The sequence below is a fragment of the Methanospirillum sp. genome (assembly GCF_035560735.1).
Lineage (GTDB): Archaea > Halobacteriota > Methanomicrobia > Methanomicrobiales > Methanospirillaceae > Methanospirillum.
The window spans coordinates 1-4,205 of record NZ_DATMYY010000097.1 but is presented as its reverse complement, the minus strand read 5'-3'; the positions used below and the strand labels follow the sequence as shown (position 1 = coordinate 4,205).

Here is a 4,205-nt window from a genome sequence, read left to right as displayed (position 1 = left end):
CAATAGAGATATAAAACTAAGGTCCTGTTAGTTTGTCTTGAAAGTGATGGGATTCACGTATTCTCGAGTTAGGGAGAAAATGCATGATTCAATAGTGGACATGATGTAATTCAATTTCATGATGCTAACTGGGAATTATATCTTCTATGATCAGGGAAAACTATTCTCCGTTGCGTAATATGTTACTTGTGTATATCACCATGGGGTTTAATGCACTTTTTTCGCAAATTGATGAGTTCTCGTTCGAGGTAAAAATCAGCTACCTATCCTATCTGAAACCAAACAAATGAGATTTCGGTGAATATAGATTATAAAAAAAGATTAACGAACCTGAAAAGGTTCTTTAAATATATGGGTTGCGAAGGCCCTTGTTAACACCCATCTTTGCACGGTGTTCAAGTTCCTTCTGGTTCTTTGTGATCTTCTCGGTTGCGAGTTTGGTCACAAGGTCCAGACCTGGTTTGACGCTGTCGATTGCCTTGATCTCAAAGACCCCGGCTTCAACTGCCTTCTTCCAGATGTTGTCACCGTTGGTGCTCCGGATAAAGACAGTGCTCCATCCGTCTGGTGATCCAACTGAACCGGTTGAAATGTCTCCCATGTTTGCGACATAGTCCAGACAGACATGGCAGCCTGCCTGCTCGTATTTGTGAGTAACTTTCAGAGGGATCTGAGAGACTGCACCGCGGTTGGTATATGCCCAGTACTTACCCTTACCGATATCGGTCTTCTTGAGTGAGTGTAGGTCTACATTGCAGTGGTCTTCAACGATCTGTTTCATGCTCTGGTAGGAGAAGTTCTCCATACAAAAGATACCCATTGCGAGAGCGATCTTGTCTGTGACATACCGCATTCCGACCGGGTAGAGCTGAGCCTTGCGGAGTGCCTGCATCTGGCAGGGGGTTCCGACAATACCGACCTTATCAAGGCCGTACTTCCGGACTGACTCCTTTATGACAGCCATATTTGGTGAGATGTTGTACCTGGTTCCCCTGGCTGCAAGTATCTCCTCAGGAGTAGTTGCGACCATGGGCTCTGGTTTCCAAGGTTCATCTCCAGGTCCTGCGACAATTGCACCGTCGATGATGCCCTCTTCAAGAGCATAGATGAACATCTGGGTGACAATACCGCCATCCTGGGATGACTTCAGAATCTCACTGCTGGTGCTGCGTGCTGCAACACAGGATTTGTACTTGCCGAGCATATCCATGTTAGTTGCCTCCTGGGTTCATTGCAGCAGTAATTGCGCCGAGAATGTTCTCGTAATCGCCGCACACATCGAAGCTGAAGAAGCTCCGTGGGCAAGAACTGTAACAGGCACCGCACTTGATGCACATCTCACGGTCAACATTTGGCTTCCCATATTCCATGGATATGGCAAAGACTGGACATGAAGCGGCACAGGTTCCACAGCCCATGCACAGACCCTGGTTAATCACATCAGTCATGATGTCACAACCACAGGCGCAAGATCCACAGCCTTTCTTTGCCAGGCCCATTAATGGAGTAAGGTATGCCGTTGCTAATTTTTTCTGTGCATCGTTGCCCTTGAGTAACAGGTATGCCATGACGGCTACATTCCTGATGACTTCTGGGTTTGGAGCACAGCCGGGGATGTATACATCCACGTCAATGAGTTCACTAATTGGCACGAATGACTCGTGCTGTGGCTGATTAAACTGACCACCGCGGCAGAACCGGGTGATGTTACCGTATGCTGCACAGCCACCCAGTGCAACCACTACAGTTGCCTTCTCACGAGTCTCTTTAATCTCCTCGATTGAGAGTTCATCCTGCAGGCATACAGATCCCTCAACGAGGGCTACATCCATCTTTGGAATGTGTCTGACATCAGCCAACGTTAGGCTGTATACCAGATCTGCATAATTATCAAGCAGAGTGAACAGGCCCTGAAATGTGTCAGCAATAGAGACACAGCATCCTGTACACCCACTCATGTGCACATGTCCGAGAGTAATTTTGTTAGACACAGGTCTTTCCTCCTTATGTGATTCTTGTTTCACACTCGCCTCGGATTTAGGAGCAGCTGCCACCGGTTGTGGTGGTTTTACCTCTACCGGTTGTTTCTTCTCCTTCTTCCCGAATATTAGCGATAGTAGTCCCATAATGCTCCTCCAGCAACTTCAGTACTAACTGTACTGTTCGCGGAATCGCGCTTGCAACCTCATCCGAGAGTCCGATCTCAAAATCGGGCGCAGTAACACGTTTAGGCTGACATCCAATGATCGTGATATCGATCTTATCTTTAAGTCGGTGAAGTGGCTCTGCAAGATCCCATGAATGGGCATCCCGGTATTTGCCTGGAGGCAGATCATAAGGAGTTAACTGAGTTATCTCTCCGGGATTCCCACCAAAGTCCGCAATATCAATGATGATTATTTTCTTCACCGGTTCTTCAGACTGGTCAAGCAGGGTGAAGATAAAATGTGGTCCTCCAAGACCTGCATCTATAACCTTCACCGTTTCTGGTAGTGAGATCTTTTTCAGTTCCTCTACTACTTCCGGGCCGAACCCATCGTCAGCAAAGAGCGGGTTACCGCACCCGCATATCACGATCTCCTGGAATAACATGCGTGAGACTCTCTCACTGGACGAGTTTCTGGGCGATGATCTTCTTGTTCTCGTCTACGACCAGCATGTGGGTTGCACAGGAGACACAGGGGTCATAGGCACGTACAATAACCTCTGCGAGCTGCCAGGGTGCTCCTTCGAGTGCCCGGCTGCAGGTCGGGAAGTTCCAGGTGGTTGGTACAAGCAGGTTGTACATCTGGACTCTTCCATCCTTGACCTTTGCCAGGTGAACATCGGTTCCACGGGGTGCTTCGTTGGCGTTCCAGCCGAGGCTGCCATCTCCCTGTGGGATCTCATCAGCAAGGACGGATCCATTGCAGTCAAGGGCATCCAGAGCATCGAGCATAGTGTACAGACAGTCTGGGTATTCCATTTCACGGGCAATGTTCTGACCCATGGCTCCCTTGTGGTCGAAGTTCTTAAACTGAACCAGACGTGCACGGGGACCTACTTCGACTGGCTGACCGTCGTAGAGTGGAATGGAGGTACAGGCCTGCATCTGTGGCCATGCCTTAGTTCCGATCTTGGATGTTCCACCGATTGGGTAGTCTGGGTCTTCAAGTGAAACTTCGCACTCGCCCATATACCAATCCCAGGGGGTTACATCTGTCCAGCGGTTTGGATCCCACTTTGGATCAAAGTCCAGACTGGTTGATTGGAATACTGGATCAACTGCCATGTATCCCTGGTTGTGATATCCAAATTCCTTTGGCAAATCAACAGTAGTCTTTCCAACGGTTACGGTCTCCCTCTTCTCAAAGTTTTTGAAGACAGAAATCATGAAGTCCATCTGAGCGATGGCCAATGGGAGTGCTTCCTTTGCGAGATCGAAGAGCTTCTGCTTTGCCTGTGGGGAAATGTTGTAATACATTCCACCGACACGCGGGTTGCTTGGGTGAACAGGTTCTCCACCAGCAATCTCGCCGACAGTCTGACCGATCTCACGGAGCCGCTGGATACGCTTTGCAACAGTCCTGACCGGTTCTTCTGGAGTGAATGGGTTGATCTTCACATCAGTGCCGGGTATGTACATATCTGGCAGTGCCAGGATGTCGTGCAGTGCAATACTGTGAAGTCTATTTGCGCACTGGAGGATCAGCCTGAGCAGGAATGCATCCTGTGGAATCTCACAGCCGATAGATGCTTCCATTGCTCCAATACCTGCCAGGGTGTGTGCAATCGGGCAGATACCGCAGACACGGGAAGAAATCTTTGGTGCTTGGTGCATCGTCTTACCGATACACAGTTTCTCCATGCCTCTAACCGGGGTTATACTGAGCCAGTCTCCACGCTCAATAATTCCCTCATCGTTGACTTTGAGTACGAGCTTGGAATGCCCCTCATGTCTTGTGGTTGGGGAAATTTCTACTACTTTGGACAAGAGAATCGCCTTTCATTATTGGTTTGTTCGTAGTGCTATACCACTCATCGCGAGAGAGCCCTCAGGAGATCTGAGGGTACGACCGTACCAGTGTACGACAAATGGTGATTTGAGACTTCAATATATCTAATTTGTCATTTGAAACCCGAATTTCTAAAGAAACCGCGCCAAACTATCAACATCAGTAAAATCAATGATATTTATTTATGTTACTTGTGGTACTGTATATTGA

The 4,205-nt window shown here is 48.3% G+C and carries 4 protein-coding genes; all 4 read right to left on the bottom strand.

Annotation, left to right across the window (positions count from 1 at the left end):
- Positions 1-343 precede the first annotated feature (343 nt).
- The 4 genes from frhB to frhA are packed head-to-tail and all read right to left on the bottom strand — an operon-like array spanning position 344 to position 3,973.
- Positions 344-1,210, bottom strand: coding sequence for a coenzyme F420 hydrogenase subunit beta (gene frhB, locus VN429_RS03145; protein ID WP_325629697.1), 867 nt, complete (start codon positions 1,208-1,210; stop codon positions 344-346).
- A 1-nt stretch (position 1,211) separates the two neighbouring features.
- On the bottom strand, positions 1,212-1,991 hold the full coding sequence (frhG, locus tag VN429_RS03140; RefSeq protein WP_325629699.1) for a coenzyme F420 hydrogenase subunit gamma: 780 nt from the start codon (positions 1,989-1,991) through the stop codon (positions 1,212-1,214).
- Between the two features lie 46 nt (positions 1,992-2,037).
- The gene (frhD, locus tag VN429_RS03135; protein ID WP_325629695.1) at positions 2,038-2,592 is read right to left on the bottom strand and encodes a coenzyme F420-reducing hydrogenase, FrhD protein; all 555 of its coding nucleotides are present in this window, start codon (positions 2,590-2,592) and stop codon (positions 2,038-2,040) included.
- Positions 2,593-2,605: 13 nt separating this feature from the next.
- Complete coding sequence (gene frhA / locus VN429_RS03130; protein ID WP_325629693.1) at positions 2,606-3,973, bottom strand: coenzyme F420 hydrogenase subunit alpha; 1,368 nt, start codon at positions 3,971-3,973, stop codon at positions 2,606-2,608.
- Positions 3,974-4,205: the final 232 nt, after the last annotated feature.

Coding starts and splice junctions, on each gene's coding strand:
- frhB (WP_325629697.1), bottom strand. CDS start 1,210: ATGGATATGCTCGGCAAGTACAAATCCTGTGTTGCAGCACGCAGCACC.
- frhD (WP_325629695.1), bottom strand. CDS start 2,592: ATGTTATTCCAGGAGATCGTGATATGCGGGTGCGGTAACCCGCTCTTT.